Origin of the sequence: Chryseobacterium defluvii (genome assembly GCF_014204415.1) — a bacterium.
GTDB lineage: Bacteria > Bacteroidota > Bacteroidia > Flavobacteriales > Weeksellaceae > Chryseobacterium > Chryseobacterium defluvii_A.
Map to the genome: position 1 here is coordinate 610192 of NZ_JACHLE010000002.1, position 18281 is coordinate 628472.

The following is an 18281-nucleotide window of genomic DNA, read 5'->3' on the forward strand; positions in this document are numbered from 1 at the left end:
AATCATAATTCGTTGAGTTTTTCCATGAATTTTATCATAAATTATTCTCATTTTACAAATCTATAGCCTGCTAGCGACAAAACGTGTCGTATTATATTAGAGATGCAAATATTTTTGAAAAGGTTGGAAAGGTTTTTATTTTTTTATTAAAAAGTTTTGTAATAACTGATTTTCAATAGTCCTTCCAATGAATTTTGAGGTTTGCTTGTTATTACTGTTTTTAAATCTCTCTCAGATAATTCGGCAAATTCAATAGTCTTTAATATAGAGTATGCAATATCTTTCAATCCCAATTTTCTTAAAGCCATCCTTATTTCTTTATCATTTGGAAACTGATTATCACTCTGTTTTAAATGGATTTTGTGATTTTTCATATTGTGGATTTATAATATTGAACCTTTAATATTTGATAAACATTATTGATTAGTTTTTCTACTTCATTTTTTGGAATGTTGGCTGATTTGGAATATTCATTTGACTGATCCAATGAAATTTCCTGATAAGTCCTCAAAAGTGTTTGTGTAGCTATTTCCCGATCATCTAACATTCCTCTTATTTCCATTTCCATTAAATCTAAAACGAGTGCTTGTTTGGCTGATTCAATAAGGGTTTCTTTCAACTTCTCCTTCCTTTGACTGTATGAAAGATAGTTTTCTTTTGTTTTAGGTGTTGTGGCAACATCAAACTTTACATCTACTTTGTTTTTTGAAAGAAACCAAATAAAAAACAATACTATTCCAAATATTAAAAGTGGTATTGTAAGTAGATTTAATAATCCATCAATATCAAAACTGCTCTGTTTTTTTGAATTTTCATAAATAGCAGGTTTTTGTTCTACCGGCATTACAGTTTGGGAAACAGGGGTTTTACAAGTAACAACATCTATTTTATTACTATTTGGAAACATTTCGTCAATAACTTCTTGAACTTTATCGGGTTCTTGTTCTATTTGAGGAGATTTTATTTTTCTTATATCCTTTATAATATCATTTATTTTAGGAGTTATATCAGGTGATATGGCAGGAGATTGACCCCAATCAGAAAATAAATTCTGTTTTGGTCGGGGAGGCTCTATTACAGGCTGATAACTAGGAGCCATATCACTAATTCCAGAGGTGTTAAACTGTTCATCTAATGTAACTATACCTGATTGAGCATTAACAATCAGAAAACTCCCCAAAAACAATAATGGTAAGACCTTTTTCATACAGTTGGGTTTAAGGATTATTTAGAAACTGTATCAAAAGGATTTTGCTCCGCACCCATAAAAACGGTGCCCATTCTTTTATACTTCATTGGTTTCCCTGCAACACAAACCGAGTACATTCCATTTCCTTTTTGTTCCGAAATTCTTAAAAAGATTACATCTTTCAGATCGCAGTCGTTTTCTACTGCAATATGCTTTCTAAGATCTTCAATAGTAGCATCACCACGTTTTAGAAATGATTGAATTTTTTTGTCTGGTTTTGGCTCTTGATAATCTTTTGGTAGATCACATTTGTTTTGTTGTGCAAAAAATAGTGTTGGTAAGGTTAAACCAATCGTGAATAATAGTTTTTTCATAAGTGAAAATTTTTACCCACTCAGTCCCAAAGTGAAAGGTTAATAAATGCAAACAGCGTGGAGACTAAAGCTCTTAATTTGCTAAAAGGAGGTTCTGGTAAACCATTATATCACAAACAAGAAACAAGATAGCCTACCACGCCATAGGTGGAGGCATCAACTGTTTACTCTGTGATATAATTGAAATGTACCAGATTTCCTTTTAACAGAATAAAAGCCAACGCTTTATTTTTTCGATAAAATTTGAATTACAAATATATAAATTTTGCAATCCATATCGAACATTCAAAAACCATTCCTAAAACTTATGAAAATAAAATTTTTATTGAGGACAAATTCTTCTTAATATATACTTCGGTTTTGTCCTTTCTAACTCCTCAATCGCTCCAAACAACATAATACACAACTGTACTCAATACTCCTCCTCAATCAATAGGTCAAATTTATCCACGAGTAAATCCTTTAATTCCTGTTTTATGGTATTTAACTCATATTTATCCAATAACATATTATATCTATCCCTCATATCATAATAATGGCTTGATGATTTATTTTGTTTAATTTCTCTCCAGAATGAGGAACTTTTACCTATTTCTATAAATGTTTTGGTATGATGCGGCATTTTTTGATCTGTAAAGCCATTATCAATAATATTTATTTCATCAAATGCCTTTATAAGGTGGTTAAATAGCACTTTCAGACTACTTTTATTATAAATGTCTTTAGTAGTATAAATTCCAAAGTTTTTTAACATTTTGCTATCAGTTATTTTAATCTCGACCCTCATTAGGTTGTAAGGCAAGCGGAACTGTAAGCCTTTGTCATAGATTTTTACAAGATATTCACGTCTATTATATTGTTTATAATACCCATAACCTCCAAAAGTATCTATTTGACTAAAATCATCAAAATTATACATGATAAAGTTGTTTTCTAAAAGGGTTTTAGGACTTTGAGAAGTTCTGATATTTAACCCAAATTCTAAATTGGTTATTTTACAATCTTCAATATTTTCGTCAAGATCAATTTGCAGGAGATCAAATGCTTTTATCATATCACTATAATAAAAATCAGTATAATTATTACTTCCTAAATCGTTTATCATATTGAAATATTTATGGATTGAATTTCTTACTATTGCCATAGTATTAGTAATTCTAACTTCCATATTTTCAAAATATCTCCTGCATGGATATTGTAATTCTCCTGTATAATAGTTTAGAGAGCATATTGTATCATCAAATTTATTTTTGAGATTGGTTTCTAATGCCTCCTTATTATTGGTATATATTTTAATAAAGTCTATCATTTTTTACTGTTTTTCTAATATTCAGACATAGCAATATCTCCTTAGTATAATTTACTAAGACTAAATATTGGCTTATGATTAAATTAAAGGTGATTTAAAGGTATTTACAGCAGTATAACAGGAAAAGCTAAATAACGAACTGTAAGAAGTAGATTTAAGGATTTAAACGAGCTAAAACCTCACTTTTAGAGTAATAAACTCTTTTACCTATTTTGGTATTTTTTAAAGTTCCGTCATTATTCCAATGAAACAGAGTGGTCAAGCTAACATCTAACAGTTTTGCAGTTTCTTCACGAGTGTAAAAATCTTTTTGATCTTTTGGTGCTTGACCCTGTTGCATTTTTTCTAATACTTTGTAAACTATTTGCTCAAATTCCTGCATTAGTTCGTCTTTTGAAATTGAAATTAACTGTATCATAATATTTATTTTTTATTTTGTTTCTGATTAATACCAACAAAAAAGGAAACCCTAAAAGGATTTCCTATCTTGTTATTTTTTTATTTATTTTGTCAATTTTTAGGCACAAAAAAAGACCAAACTCTTAAAGAGCTGGTCTTAAATTTTATTTTTAAACATAATTATCCCATGTAATTAAGCGACACTAGTTTTTTTATTTGCTTAGGCTGCAATGCTTAATTGATTGAAGACATAATTTTCCCTATCATAGCACCGTAAATTTTTTTACATGGTTACGTTCCATAAGTTGTGCCGTAGAGAAAAATATATTCTCCTATTATTATTTTTGAGGACATGATTTCCTCCTACATAGTGCCTACAATTTTTTTATTTGGTCGCGCTCCAAAGTTGCACCGTAGAGAAATTAATCTCCTATATAGATTTTCAACATACTTATATTTACACTTTGAGGTATGTATTATGCTACGCATCCTAATATTACAGTATAAATTTTGTTGAATAAAGAACATCTAGTCTGATAACATTCTAAATAGTTGTTTTTAGAACTTAAATCTGCTTTTCAAGTATTCAATTAATGTGCCAAAATATTATACAATTTTCAATTTTGGCTCTTTTTCTTTCAACTTTTCCTGTTCTTCCCAATATTTCTCCAATTTTTCAGCGTGTTCTCTTTTTGAGGTTTTGACATAATCCAAAAACTGGCTATGTGATTTATGTCCTGTAATTGCCATTATGGTTTTATCATCTAATTTTCCATAATGATTTGATACAAAAGACCTACGGCAGGTATGTGAAGCAATCAGCATAAATTTTGGATAGTAACCTTTCTCTTTACGGTTGGTTTCGGGATTTTTCAAACCTCCCAAAATCACTTCATCAATTCCAACTAACTCACAAAGTTCTTTGACATATTCATTAAATCTTTGGTCGCTAATTTCAGGTAAAATACCCTCTCGTTTTTCAAGAATAGATTTTAATTGTGGATGGATAGGTATTTCAATAAAACTATTGGTTTTTTCCGTTTCTACAATTTTTATTCTGTTATTAGAAATATCAAAACTGTTTATTCTTTTCAAATCTGATATTCTAAGCCCTGTCCATAAACCTGCAATAAATAAATCTCTTACGTTATCTAGCCTATCATTGTCTGAAAGGTTATAGTTAAAAATCAGATTAATTTCGTATTCATTTAGGTAAGTATCAATTGTTTCATCTTTTTTAATAGTGAATTTATCACTTTGTGATTCTGCATTCGTTTTATAGCCCTTTCCGTCTGCTTCTCTAACAAAAAAACGAATATGGCTCAAAAACTTTTCAATTGTTGTATTTCCATAAATACGTATTTCTTTACAGTAAAATAAGAAATCATTATGAAATTCTAAATTAATATCTGTCGTTCTTAATTTTACTTCTGCATATTCCTGAAAATCTTTTACTATACTTAGTGAATAATTGTATCGTGTAATAGTTTTAGGATCTAATAATTTTCCAGTTTTGGGATTGATTTTAGTTTTCAAGGTTTCAATATGTTTTTCAACAAAAGGAACAAAGAAATATTTTGGGTCATCCTCTGTGTTCGGTCTGTCATGGAACTCATTAATAATTTTAATAAGCCAATCTGAATTTATAGTATTACCTCTTGGAAAGTCCTCTATAAATTTGTCATAAACACATCTTTTTAGTTTTTCCGTCTTTTCTTTTACTGAATTGTTAGTTACATCAATACTTCGTGTACTCTTTTTACCTTTTGCGATTTTTTTATATTTATAATCAGTATCAAAAACAAAAATATTGGTCTTTGCGTTAATATCAATTTTATTATGATAAAATCGTATATTGAGATTTATTGGAGTTTTTTTACTATAAACCCCAAATTCTATATTTGCCATAAAATGTCTATTTTAGATGTGTATAAAGATAATTAATTTTTCCGATTTACTCCCGACTTTAATTAAAATGTCACTTAATTTAATTGAATTTATTTTAATTCAATTGAACTAAAATGGCTGTCAATAAAGGGATTTAAGATAATGTAAGAGTGAATAAAATTAAATGGTTACTTCCGCCTGGGGTACTAGCTGACAATCAGCACATTAGCTCTCTTTTAAGAGGGCTTTTTTTATGCCCTAAAAATCATGGGTACAACATAGGTACAACATTTCTCGGTTTTAATTGGTTTAAAATGATACACTTTGGTGTTTTTAGAAAAAATCAAAATTGTTGTACCCAAAAAATCCTGTGACCGTTTTTGATAATTTTAGTGTTTTTTCAAAGTTTCCTATTTTTGTTTTAAATAATTGAATATCATATCGTATTCATTCATTAATATGCAAAAGGAAATTTTACCATATGAAGCTGCCTACCGACATAGAAGATAAATACCTTAAAGAAGTTCTTTCCAACTTTTCCCTCGAAGATCTCCCTGATGAGCAATGGAAGCTTATTGAAGGTTTTGATAGCTATGCAATTTCCAATTATGGAAGGATAAAGAGCCTTGAACGTTGTATTATAAACTCAAATGGAGGAAAATGGAGAATGGCAGATCATATTAAGAAACCACGAGTCTTCAAATACTTCAATAAACAGTTGAAAAAAGACTGTTATACAGTCCGATGCGGGTTGGCATTGGAAGGAAAGGAATATGGAAAATCAATTCCCCGTTTGGTCTATTATCATTTTGTTGAAAAATTTGATATGACAAATCATAAACTCCTTATATCATTTAAAGATAATAACCAGTTCCATGTCCATGCCGATAACTTAGAAAAACTATCAGTAAGTGAAATACATTATAAAACCATGAAATTAGGAAGAGGCAAGAAAAGAAACTTTAGCAGGACGGTAAGCCAGTATACCGTTGAAGGTACTTTTATTGCTTCTTTTGAATGTATGGATGCAGCCGCCAATACACTTGGTATTGACCGTACAAATATTTTGGATGTCATCGAAAAAGAGAAATTCATAGCAGGAAATTTCCGGTGGTTTTTGAAAGACTATAGCCCTACAAAAGAGGACTTTATTCCGACTGCAAAAAATACATCCGATAAAATATTCAACAAGGCTCTTTGGAAAAGGCTTGGCAAGCCTGAAATAGATGAAAACAATCCACCTGCCTGTATGAACTTATCCCTTGAGGATCTTCCGGACGAACAATGGAAACCGATTCCCGGTGTCGGGGATCAGTTCCTTATTTCAAATAAGGGCAGGATAAAACGGCTGAATATCTGGACAACACAAACCAAAAACAAACTATTTTTAAGGGAACGAATCGTATCGCTTTTAGTGGGCTTCTATTCTGAAGAATCATATTATTTACATACTAATTTATACTATAATCGGAAACAGGTCAATATAAGGCTTAACAGGTTTCTTTATTATTGTTTTGTAGAAGAATTTGATCTGAGTGACAGAACACTAGGTGTTGTCAATCAAAGTGACCGTTGTGGAATATAGATATTTCAAAACTTTCGTTACGTCCTGTTTATTCTTTTCTTAAGAGGGAAAAGTCAGAGAAAAATCTTTCAGCTGTCCAATTGTGAGAGACTACTTTATAGTGAGAAATTTTTATTCCTGTATGCTACAATTTATGGGATTTATCCTTAATTTAGTTGTGCAACAAATACTTAATCTAATATTGTTATGGAAAATACTGAAATTGTAACTGCAAAAAGTGAGTTTCTGAAGTTTATCAAATATTTAGAAAGAGTTATAAACCATGGTATTCTAAAAGCGTAGCACGGAGTTTAAATCTATGGTATGTCTGCCAAAGTCTTTCCATTCTTTGTGGATTTGCGACTGCAATACTTGCTGCATTTTCTGATAAAGAATTTTTTAGCTCAATAGGAAAATTATTGTTGATCATAATTTCTACTATCGGTTCTTTAGCTGCAACAATAATTTTACAATTTAGAATTTTTGATTTGTGGCAATTGAGAGAAAATGGAAGAGTAACAATTGAAAAAATGATAAGTGTGGGTTTCCAGCTTTATGCAAGTAACAAAACAGAGCAAGAGTATTAAGAACTGCACAAGGAATTTATTGAACAAACTTATAAATTAGAAGAAGAACAAAAGACACAATTTTTTCAATTATCATCTGCAAACAGTATATTAAAATTTGGCAAGTCGTAAAGATTATCCTATCGGCGACTGTGCAAACATTAAACTGACAGACAAATGAACGGATAAGCCAATACTTCGACAATAACTTTAATCAAATATGAAACTTGTTACTAGAAATAACCTTGAAAATTGGGCTGATACTACCTTTTCAAAGACAGCCCTACCATATCTTATTTCACGATTAATCAGAGCGACAACACCCGCAAGTACGAAAGCAAATCTCCCTTCAGGCAGTGCTACTTATATTGGTGGGTGGGATGGCATTGTTGAGTGTGAAACAGAAACCTCTTATGTACCTCAGGGAACTTCTTTATGGGAATTCGGTACAACCTCAGATTGTAAAGGCAAAGCAGATGATGATTATGACAAAAGAAAAAAGAATTCTATCGGATTTAATCCAAGTGAATCTGTTTTTATTTTTGTTACACCAAGACTTTGGACAAAGAAAGACGAATGGGTCAAAGAAAAGAAAGCAGAAAGTCATTGGAAAGATGTTAAAGTATATGATTCGGTAGATTTAGAGCAGTGGCTTGACAATGCTTTATCTGTTTCTCGCTGGTTTGCTTCACAAGACGGAGTTGGAGCATATCCATTTGATGGTATAATGACTGCTGATGAATTTTGGGAAGAATGGTCGATGGGGCCAAAAGGATTAGTTCTTTCACCAGAATGTGTAATCGCAGGAAGAGAATATGAGAAAGACTTATTATTATCAGCATTACAAGGATATCCTACAATCAAAGGCATAAAAGCGTCAACAAAGAATGAAGCAATTGCTTTCATAATTGCATCAGCAAAACTATTTTCAACAGAAGAGTTTGACCGATTTTTTTCTAAAGCATTAATAGTAGATACTGAAGGAAATTTTCGTGGCATAAGGATAAATACCTATAATCCATTAAATCTAATACCACGATTTGATGACGCTCAACCTCTATATGCAGCTGTGAGTAACGGTCATCACGTTTTAGTTCCTCTAGGTGCAGATGACGACTTTAATCAAGAAACAATTACATTACCAACAATTGATAGAGATGGTCAAATCAACGCACTAATTAAAAGCGGGATATTACGAGAAGATGCGGAAAAATTTTCTAGAGAATCAGGCAGAAACATTACTATACTCAAAAAATTACTGGGATTCCCATACTACCAGGCAAAATGGATTGAGAAAGAAAATATCCGTGAGATAATTCCTGCTCTTTTACTGGGAAGATGGAACGAAACTTTTGCAGGAGATGTTGAACTAATTGAAAAACTTTCCCAACAAAAATATTCTGACTATTTAGTTATCCTAAACAGGTGGAAGAACTTTGAAGAATCTCCCATTATTCAAATAGGTGAAACTTGGCGGTTAACCTCACCTCTGGATTTGTGGACAGCCCTTTCTTCTCAACTTACACCTAAAGACTTTCAGAATATTCAAGAGTGTTATGTATTAGCCTTCAAAAATGGAAATCCGATAATTGAACCAGAAGAAAAAAACAATTTCGCTGCTTATTTCAATAAAAGAAAGAAATACTCTAATTGGTTAAGAGAAGGATTAACACAATCCTTAATTTTAATTGGACGCTTGGATGGAGTAAAAATCCCGAATCTTAACAATCCCCAAAATTGGGTTGATAATATCATTTTTGATTTGCTCAACAATGCAAGTGGAGAAATATGGATTTCTGTTGATCACGAATTGCCTCTCATTTCAGAAGCATCTCCGGAAAGCTTTCTTAAATCAGTAAAAAATTCCTTAGAAAAAGAACAATCTGAGATAATGGATATGTTCAAAGAGGAAGAAGGTTTTTTGCATGAAACAAGTCACCATACAGGTTTGTTGTGGGCACTTGAAAATTTGGCTTGGCTACCTGAATATCTAAGAGACGTTAGCTTGATATTGCTAAAACTTTCAAGACTTGACCCAGGTGGAAGCTTATCAAATAGACCATTAAACAGTATTTCAGAAATTTTCAAACCTTGGCACTATCAAACTCTTGCATCATATGATGAAAGAATGGAAATTCTTAGATACGTTACTGAAAAAGAAAAGGAATCAGGTTGGACCCTACTAATCAGAATGCTTCCTGACCATCATGGAATTGCCCACCCAACACACAAAATGCGTTGGCGAATGTTTGATAAGAATACTAATCTAACTTATACTTATCAGGAGATATGGAATACACATTCAGCAGTTATTGAAATGCTTATAAAGCTTTTTGATAACAATGAAGAAAAATTCTCCCAACTTATAAAGGAAATAACCAATCTTTCTTCAGGTGATAGAAAAAGTGTTATAGATTGGGCGGATGCTACATATACGAATGTCAAACAAGAAAAATTTACAACCTGGGAAGCTATTCGAGGAATTCTAAATCATCACAGGTCGCATCCTGATACTGATTGGGCATTGCCTGAATCGGATTTAGCTAGGCTGGAAAATTTGTATAACAAACTTCAGCCTGCCGATATTGTCAATAAATACATTTGGCTTTTCAATAATCATTGGCCTGGATTTCCAGAAGGTTTCAGATATGTAGAAAATGAATTTGAGAAAAGGCACGAACAACAAAAAAAACTTATAGATGAAGCTAGAAAGACCGCAGTAACTTTTTTTCTTCAAGAATTAGGTTTAAATGCCACTTTGGAATTGCGAAAGCAGGTTAAAGAAAATTGGTTACTAGGTGATGCTTTGGCAAGAGTAGTTACAAATCAATCAGATATTCTTTCAGTTTGTGAGTGTTTAAATGACGAAAGAAATACCATTAGCTTTGTTCAAAACTTCATTTACCGAAAATCAATAATTGAAAACTTTGATTGGATAAAATCTCTTTTTAAGAAGTTACAAGATAAAGGATTTGGTAACAAAGCGCTTGCTAATGTTCTTATTCCACTAGATCAAAACCAGCAATTATGGAATTTTGTGGTTTCTTTAAATGAAGATACACAAAATGAATATTGGCTAAATGTCAATCCACATTTTTATCATATTAGCAATGAAGAGAAAGTCTTCGGTATAGAAATGCTTTTGAAATATAAACGATTCTTTTCCGTCATTGATATTGCATCTCATTTTACAAATATAATTCCAAGTAATCTTCTCGTCGAAGTGCTCAAAAAAGCGGGTACAGAGGAGGCAAGTGAAGCTCCAAGATTTGGGGGGTATGAAATTGAAAGAATTTTTGAAGAACTTGACAAGAGAGAAGATATTGAAAAATCAGCTCTCATCAATTTAGAATGGATCTATCTCCCAATTCTAGATTCATATGGGACAAGAAGAAATCCAAAAAATTTGGAAGAAGAATTAGCAAACAATCCTGAGTTCTTTATTGAAGTTTTAAAATTGATTTACACACCTAAGGACAAAGAATTATTACAAAAAGAAAGAGAAGAAATTTCAGATGAATTAATCCAAAATCGAGCAAAGCATGCCTATCATTTGTTACATTCTTGGAAGAAACTTCCAGGAATGAAAGAAGATAATTCTATTGATGAGGCAGAATTGAAAAGATGGGTCACAAACGCAAGGAATTTAGCAGAAAGTGTAAGTAGATTAGAGGTTGCTGATGCTGAAATTGGAAAAATTTTGGCACAATACCCTGAGAATAGTCCATTATGGCCAGAAGAAAAAATTTTTCGACTAATTGAAGAAATAAACACGGAGAGTTTAAAGAATAATTATTCTTCTGCTTTATTTAACAAAAGAAGTTTCTCTTCAAGGACAGCATTTGAGGGAGGAAACATTGAAAGAGAAAAAGCAGCTTATTTTGAAAAATTAGAGAACGACTTTAAGAATAAGTACCCAAATGTTGCTGAAATATTCAAACATATGAAAGAAGGCTATTTATCTGATGCTAAAAGAATGGATGAAAGAGCAGAAAGAGATAGGTTAGAATATTGACGCCAACACGTTTGGCCTGCGCAAAAATGCTCAAAATTCATTATTTAATCCCGTTTTATTTGCAATTTAAAAATAACTTATTATACTATGTTGTGTTATACAGTTTATACATAACCATTAAGAAATGCAGTTCCATCCTAACTTTCAGATCACTCCTGCCATAGCCAATCGGCTGTTAGAAATTGAGATGAGGGGCACGGGAACAGGATTCTATATGCCACCCGAAGCAAAAGATGTAGCTCTGCTGATGAAAGCTCTCACAAAATGGATCAACGAACAAATAAAGACTAAAGAACTTCCCGCTCCCATTATTGCAGGATTAGCTCATTATCAATTTGCAACTATCCATCCTTACTATGACGGAAACGGAAGAACAGCCCGTTTATTAACCACCTTCATTCTTCACAAAACAGGTTACGGAATGAAAGGTATTTATTCATTGGAAGAATATTATGCCAAAAACCTGCAAGGATATTATAATGCATTAGCCATTGGGAAAAGTCATAACTATTATTTCGCAAGAGCAGAAGCAGATATTACTCCTTTTTTAGAATACTTTATAGAAGGAATGGCAACTGCCTTCCAAAGAGTATGCGAAAAAGCGTTTAGTGAGAACCAAAAATCAAAAACCAAGAGTAGGGAGTGGGCAAACGAGAATCAAGGAACCGGAGAAAATATAAAATTTCATACCGAAAAATTGCGTGAGCTTCGTCCACAACAACGTTAGGTGTTATCCCTGTTCCAACAGAGCAGGGAAGTAAATGTACAGGAAATTGCAGACCACTTGGGTGTAGGTACAAGAAGTGCTAATGGACTTATCAAAAAATGGATAGAGCAGAATTTTATTCAGATCGAAAATCCTTCCAAAAAAACAAGAACCTATACTCTTGACAGTAATCGGGAGCAAATAATTCTAGGCAGAGACGACAGAAAAACAGATCGTTAATTATCACAATAAGTCCAAAGGACTTCTCACTTTCTCCTTAAATGTGTCCATAATCTGAAGATAAATTTTAGTAGTCGTAATATTACGGTGTCCTAATAATTCCTGAATGGTTTTTATATCTATTCCATTTTCCAAAAGATGTATTGCATAAGAATGTCTCAAGGTACAAACCGTTGCTATGGAGGTAATTCCTGTTTTTTCTAAAGAATTTTGAAAAATCTGCTGCACACTTCGTTCAGAATACTTCTCTCCATTTTGTCCCTCAAATAAATAAATTGCTGGTCGATAGATGATTTTATATTCCTTTAGCAGATTTAATAGTTTATCAGATAAGGTTATAGTTCTTTCCTTTTTGTACCTTATCTCTTTTATCAGGATAATTTTCTCCTTTATTTTTATATCAGTCAGTCTGACATTCAAAACCTCTCTTAAATGCAGACCGCAGGAATAAATAGTAGTAAGAATTGTTCTGTGCTTAAGATTTTCCGTGACTTCTAATAGTTTTTTTACTTCCTCTCGCATCAAAAAATTAGGTAGTTTAATTTCTTTCTTTTGGGGGTAAAGATGTTTCAAATCAATATCTTTTTGAAGCAGTTCCTTATAGAATTTGGTAATGACTCCAATTATTGCTTTTTGATAAGATTCTCCTATTTTCTTTTTCTCTATTAGCCAAATGATAAAATCTTCAAGTTGTTTGGAAGTAAGGTTTTCTGGTTCATACTCATAGAAAAGATTTAGAAAGTAACATAAATGAGACCTGTATGTTTTTATACTTTTCTCAGAATACCGTTGGGCACGGAGATGTACAACAAATTCTTCAATAAGTTTTGTAATCATGGGTATTAGTTTGTGCGTTTATCCTAAGATAAGCAAAAATAATGAGATGATTTTTAGTTTTTTATGAGAAAATATAATCAGGATAAACGCAAGTTATGCAGATAATATCTATTAAACACATAAATTTATATATTATGAAATATGGAGTGCCTAACAGAGAATCTTCAATTTACTAAAACTACACAAAAGTGGTATTTTAAATTAGTGTTTGGCTAACTATATTTGATTTATAATGATATTTCATGAATAAATAGATGTCAACGAATTATTATTTGACTACAAAGATGACTAGTATAACAAATATAAGTAAATGAAGTGGAGAAGAGGTTGATTCTAAAACTAATGTTTTTGTATTTTTTCACAGAGTATTATGACAATAATGTTTTTCTATAAATTCAAATCTATAAATAAAAAATTAGAGCCTATTTAAAAATGTAAAAATAAAAAGAGTAAGAGTTACACCTGAATAAAAAATTGTCATTTTAGAGCTGCAAAACAAACAATAGCAATGGATTCAATGAATTTAACACAAACTTAGTGATAATTAGAAAAAACACTAATTTTGATAACGAAAAACGAAAATATGACTTAATTATCATTTGGAATGCCATTAATTACATATTAAAAATAGGCTGTCAGTGGCGGTTATTGCCCTGTGATTTCAGATAATTTTGGCAGATGGCTGTTACGAAATAAAAACTAAATTTGGTTACATAATAAAAGTCGTTATACGAAGGGATAAGAAAGCATGCATAAAAGATGGATTATTGAACAAACTTTTTCCGGGTTTGATAATGATAGAAGACTATGTAGAAACTATGAGCTCCTGATGGACTCTTCTGAAAGTAAGGTCAAATTATCTGCTATAAAATTATTATTGAATAAAATTTAAACAGGCTCTTAAAATAAACATTAAATAATAATTTTCTTATACTAAATGGTTAATCTATATTTTTGACCAAAAAGTTCAGAAAATTTATTTTAGAGAATCTCTTCAAATTGTTCCATATATCTATACCAATAGAAAATCAATCAAAATAAATTAGTTCATACTTAATAAAAATGAAATCTTGGACTCAGTAATACAATTAGACTCACTTGAAAATATACTTTCACCAATTACTATTGATGATTTTCTTAAAAACGTGAAAAATTCTGCTTTTCATCACTTCAAACGAAATAAATCAAGTGTTAATCCTAAATTTGGAATAGAAGAATATGAAAATCTACTTTGGAATAATGAAAGAATTTTATCAAGTCATTTGAGAGTTTACAATACATGTAATCAAAGAGTTTCACCGCCTAGGAGAAGGGAAAATAAAGATTTATTTAGATGGGCAATTGATCAATACATAGCAGGTAATAACCTTCAAATACATAAAATTAATAAAGTTTTTCCTGTGCTTTCTAAACTTGAAGCTATTTCGACTCAATCCTTATTTTCTAATATCACTATTGATGCTTTCTTATTGCCACACGTTATCGAAATCACCACATTTAGCTTATTATCAAATGAAAATAAGATAGTTATTCAAACAAAAGGAAGCACTCGTTGGAAAATTTATCATCAACAAGTTAGTGATCTTAATAGTAACGATATCAAACACAATACTGACTACTCAGAGGTAATATTGTCTGAAGGAGAAGTTCTTTTTATCAAGCAAAATCACAAGTATAATGTAGTAACTCAAGATTCTTATTCCATTTATTTAGTAATCAATTTCACTCCCTATATAAACTTAGACTATTTAACTTGTCTAGTTGATATTATTGCAGAGAACGATATTACGTTTCGAAGATCAATTAATGAACATAATTATGAAAGTTTACATGTAAACTTTAATGATTTACTTATTAAGTTTATTGAAAAATCGCGTTCAAAACAGATACAACTTCAAACGATAAATCGTCTATGGGTAAATTTGATGACGAAGTTAAAACCATTACCTGGTTACCATTTAAATAATGTAAATAAAATTAATTCTCTTTCTGTAAACTCATTAATTTCCAAAGCTGCAGATATAATAAGGTATCAGTATGAGGCCGGGAATGAAATTCATTTGTTTGTTCCTGGATTGGCTTTAGTTGACGATAGAGACTGGGAACCCGGAAGGTTGGTTTTTCCAATAGAATCATTTCATTTACTTAAATCCATTTTCAGTATGCAAAAAAAATTTACAATAAATGATTTGCCTATAATCTATTCAGAAGAATCAAGGTATGAAGTTGTTAAGAAATTAGTTTTAGAAGGAGTACTAACATTAATTCATTAAAGAAATGGCATTAAGTTTACTATCACAACTATTACATTCTTGTCCAGTTGAGGATTTTTATGATGCTTATTACGAAAAGAAATATCTTCAAATAAAATCAGCTAATTCCTGCTTATTTCAATTCAATACTGAAATGTTCAAAGTAGCATTGCTAAAATCAGCTTTTACTCACCCTGAGAATATTAGAGCAAACAAAGAGGGAAATGTATATATTGCTCCATTGCCGATGGAGCCTTACCAATTATACGATTGGGCAATGGAAAAATATAATAATGGTGCGACATTAATATTGAATCAAGTTGAATTGAATGATGATTTATCAAAACAATTTGCTATAGATTTAGGTAAAGATATGAAAGCGTATATTTCACTTACCGCATTTTTAACACCTGAAAATTCACAAGGTTTTTCTCCACATTTTGACACTCATGATGTATTCGTTATGCAAATGAGTGGTAGTAAAGAATGGCATATTGGTGACTTTGAAATTGAGTTGGCAACAAGAAGACAAGGCTTTTTAGTATCTCCAGAAGTTATGAATTCACCACATACAATAATATCTATGTTTGACAATGACATATTATACCTTCCAAGAGGAATGGTACATTGGGCTTTTGCGGAGCATCTCCCATCCCTACATGTTACTGTTGACATTGATTCTGTCACATATTCAGATTTGCTCTTAGAGCTAATTCTACAAACCTCTCTTAATATGACATCTAAAGAGAATAAAATGATTGTAAATCTCTTTCAAAGAGATTTCAATGGCAATCTAATTCCAGAATTAGAAGAAGTTTTAAAGAATTTGAAATTTGAAACTAAATTGTTTAATTTAGTTCTTGAAAAAAAAGCTAAAATCAGGTATTTATAATTAATAAAAATTCATCAAAATGAAAGTAAAAGAAACATCTCGCGAGGTATTAAACAGAGTAACCGTTAAAGCTTGGACTAATCCAGAGTATATGGAGAATCTAATTAATAATCCTACAAAAATTTTAGAAGAAGAAGGCTTTCAATTTCCAAAGCGAAATTCTAAGGTTATAGTTCACATCAATACTGATGAAGAAATTCATGTTGTTATTCCCACAGCTCCTGAAGAAATCAATTTTTCTAAAGAAGATATTTTAAAATTAGTTGCACAACGTCTCCAAATTGATACAGACCCAGGATAAATCTTGTCTTATGTCTCATCAAGGAATGATGTGTTCAGATCTTGAAAGTTATAAGCAGGCACTTTCGAGGATTAGAAAAGAATTGTCTTTAAATACGGAGTTTCTAGATTTAGATTTAACTTCAACCGCAAAACAAATTTTTAATGTAGTTGAATTAAATATGAATGAAGCTTGGAAAGAATATGAATATAACTTAGCGTCTGATTTGGTAATCTTGACCAATAACAGTTTAAAATCTAGTGTTATCTCCAAATGGATAATTCAAGAAAGTCACAATAATCAAAGACGACCTATTCAATTATCCTTAGCAAAAAAATCATTTATATATAAGCCCAGAAATCTTGCTTCGGATATTGCATGGAATGAATTTATTAATTGGTTAGGGATTGAATTGGGACATCAAATATCATCGGTGTACAAAATAATAAACAAATCAAAATATGGATGGTGCGAATTTGTATCTCACAATTCATGCAATTCAAAATCGGATATTTTAGATTATTATAGAAATTTAGGAATATTAATAGCGATTATTTGGGTAATTGGAGGACGTGATGCGTGTGGAGCAAATATTGTTGCATGTGGAAAATTTCCTACTATTATTGATGCTGAAATGATTTTATCGCCTTCTAACTCTATATATTCTGATAATATTTTTAATGAATTTAAGGAGGGAGGCTTAGTTCCTAAGAGGAATGTTAGTATTAATGGTAATATATTATCTTTTGGGGCAGCACATATTACAGAAGCATTATGTATTCATGAAGATTCGTTTCATACAAATCAAATTTGTAATAAACCAATTACTTCAAAAAGATGTATGAGTTGCAAAAATATACCTCATTTTAATGATAAAGGGTTTTCAGTTAATGGTCATGAAATATATCTAATAGAAGGATATAAAATTGGAATTAATTTACTACTGAATGTGAAAAATAAAATACTCTATAGGACCTCACCGTTTGAGCTTTTTCAATTCGCCCATGGAAGAGTTACATTAAGACCCTCGGTTGCATATAGTGCAATTAAAAAAATATTTATTAATGATTTAATTTTTAATAATATCCAAACTGATATTAGAGAAGTTCTTAAAAATCTTCCATATAATGCTCATGCGAGTAAATACTATGAAAACAGTATATTATTTGCTGAATCAAATGAAATTATTCAATTGGATATACCTAGATTTAGTTTATCTTTTAAATCCAATAGGCTGCTTTTAGACAATAACAAAATTCTATGTAAATATCAATTTTCGGCATTTGACCGTGCAATAAAAAGAATTAAAGGACTAACTAAAAAAACAAGTATTAATGCTGTATTACAATTTGAGAAATATTTAGCATCCTATTAAATGTCATACATTCAATTTAATAGGGAGGTCTTCATAAATACAGAATAATTTTAGTCTCATTTAAGTGGCCCAAGAGAATTTTTTGAATGAGTTATGAAGAATTAAAATTGACATGGATTTAGAAAAAGTAGAGGAATACACGAAAGGCTTACCTATTGTCGGAGTCCTTTTGATGGAGCTGTAACCGTTACCGCAGGTACTCAACTCACTCATAATGCAAATTATTTAGATATAATGTGTAAAGTATCAATAGAACCGCTACAAAAATGACTTAAATTTACGGTATAAAGTTTAAAACCGTTGTAAGCTACCCAATTTTGTTTCCATTCTAAATGATAGATTCTTTCATTTTTTGTTTATATTTTTTAGGACTTATATTCCCTAATGCTTGGTGGG

Annotated in this window: 15 protein-coding genes; 8 read left to right on the forward strand and 7 right to left on the reverse strand. The window is 31.0% G+C overall.

The window, feature by feature from the left end; all coding sequences use genetic code 11:
- Window positions 1-146 precede the first annotated feature (146 nt).
- From HNP38_RS11275 to HNP38_RS11300, 6 genes are all read right to left on the reverse strand, one after another.
- The gene (locus HNP38_RS11275) at window positions 147-374 is read right to left on the reverse strand and encodes a hypothetical protein (protein WP_184189488.1); all 228 of its coding nucleotides are present in this window, start codon (window positions 372-374) and stop codon (window positions 147-149) included.
- Window positions 371-1207, reverse strand: coding sequence for a hypothetical protein (locus HNP38_RS11280; RefSeq protein WP_184189490.1), 837 nt, complete (start codon window positions 1205-1207; stop codon window positions 371-373). Before HNP38_RS11280 ends, HNP38_RS11275 begins: the two co-directional genes overlap by 4 nt.
- 17 nt (window positions 1208-1224) lie before the next feature.
- Window positions 1225-1563: a hypothetical protein gene (locus HNP38_RS11285; RefSeq protein ID WP_184189492.1), complete on the reverse strand. Its 339-nt coding sequence runs from the start codon at window positions 1561-1563 to the stop codon at window positions 1225-1227.
- A gap of 412 nt (window positions 1564-1975) precedes the next feature.
- A complete protein-coding gene (locus HNP38_RS11290; RefSeq protein WP_184189494.1) occupies window positions 1976-2872 on the reverse strand; it encodes a hypothetical protein in 897 nt (298 codons plus the stop codon).
- Between the two features lie 154 nt (window positions 2873-3026).
- Window positions 3027-3290 (reverse strand): helix-turn-helix domain-containing protein, encoded by a 264-nt coding sequence (locus HNP38_RS11295; RefSeq protein WP_184189496.1) that lies wholly within the window; start codon window positions 3288-3290, stop codon window positions 3027-3029.
- 587 nt (window positions 3291-3877) lie between these two features.
- Complete coding sequence (locus tag HNP38_RS11300; RefSeq protein ID WP_184189498.1) at window positions 3878-5179, reverse strand: phage integrase SAM-like domain-containing protein; 1302 nt, start codon at window positions 5177-5179, stop codon at window positions 3878-3880.
- Between the two features lie 460 nt (window positions 5180-5639).
- On the opposite strand from HNP38_RS11300, the gene HNP38_RS11305 reads away from it, so the two are divergent.
- From HNP38_RS11305 to HNP38_RS11320, 4 genes are all read left to right on the forward strand, one after another.
- Entirely contained in the window at window positions 5640-6743 is a 1104-nt protein-coding gene (locus HNP38_RS11305) for an NUMOD4 domain-containing protein (RefSeq protein WP_184189500.1), read from the forward strand.
- Window positions 6744-7508: 765 nt separating this feature from the next.
- A complete protein-coding gene (locus HNP38_RS11310) occupies window positions 7509-11303 on the forward strand; it encodes a hypothetical protein (protein WP_184189502.1) in 3795 nt (1264 codons plus the stop codon).
- 124 nt (window positions 11304-11427) lie between these two features.
- Complete coding sequence (locus HNP38_RS11315) at window positions 11428-12030, forward strand: Fic family protein (protein WP_184189504.1); 603 nt, start codon at window positions 11428-11430, stop codon at window positions 12028-12030.
- Window positions 12031-12249, forward strand: a complete 219-nt coding sequence (locus HNP38_RS11320) for a hypothetical protein (RefSeq protein WP_184189506.1) — start codon at window positions 12031-12033, stop codon at window positions 12247-12249.
- Between the two features lie 3 nt (window positions 12250-12252).
- On the opposite strand, the gene HNP38_RS11325 is transcribed toward HNP38_RS11320, so the two are convergent.
- Entirely contained in the window at window positions 12253-13086 is an 834-nt protein-coding gene (locus HNP38_RS11325) for a tyrosine-type recombinase/integrase (RefSeq protein WP_184189508.1), read from the reverse strand.
- A 1070-nt stretch (window positions 13087-14156) separates the two neighbouring features.
- On the opposite strand from HNP38_RS11325, the gene HNP38_RS11335 reads away from it, so the two are divergent.
- The 4 genes from HNP38_RS11335 to HNP38_RS11350 are packed head-to-tail and all read left to right on the forward strand — an operon-like array spanning window position 14157 to window position 17885.
- Window positions 14157-15359, forward strand: coding sequence for a hypothetical protein (locus HNP38_RS11335; RefSeq protein ID WP_184189510.1), 1203 nt, complete (start codon window positions 14157-14159; stop codon window positions 15357-15359).
- A gap of 4 nt (window positions 15360-15363) precedes the next feature.
- A complete protein-coding gene (locus HNP38_RS11340) occupies window positions 15364-16230 on the forward strand; it encodes a JmjC domain-containing protein (RefSeq protein ID WP_184189512.1) in 867 nt (288 codons plus the stop codon).
- Window positions 16231-16249: 19 nt separating this feature from the next.
- Window positions 16250-16531, forward strand: coding sequence for a nitrile hydratase subunit alpha (locus tag HNP38_RS11345; protein ID WP_184189514.1), 282 nt, complete (start codon window positions 16250-16252; stop codon window positions 16529-16531).
- Window positions 16532-16541: 10 nt separating this feature from the next.
- Window positions 16542-17885: a DUF4135 domain-containing protein gene (locus HNP38_RS11350; RefSeq protein WP_184189516.1), complete on the forward strand. Its 1344-nt coding sequence runs from the start codon at window positions 16542-16544 to the stop codon at window positions 17883-17885.
- Window positions 17886-18281 lie beyond the last annotated feature (396 nt).